General features: G+C 67.2%; 1 protein-coding gene. It reads left to right on the forward strand.

The annotated features are described in order from the left end of the window. Positions 1 to 229: GH36-type glycosyl hydrolase domain-containing protein (locus ACYPXD_RS28900; protein ID WP_459719768.1), on the forward strand; the 229-nt coding region annotated here is incomplete at both ends.

The raw sequence follows: 229 nt of genomic DNA on the forward strand, positions 1-229 counted from the left end.
CGGCGCAAACGGCAATGGAGAAAGCGTCTGGCTCGGCTGGCTGCTGTTGCGGACCATTGACCTGTTCGCACCGCTCGCCCAATCGCACGACCCGGCGCGTGGCGAGCGCTGGCGCGCGCATGCGGTGCGGTTACGCGAGGCGCTGGAGCGTGACGCATGGGACGGCGAATGGTACCGGCGTGCAACTTTCGACGACGGCAGCTGGCTCGGTTCGCACAGCAACGACGAA

It is taken from the genome of Paraburkholderia sp. 2C, from assembly GCF_054589215.1.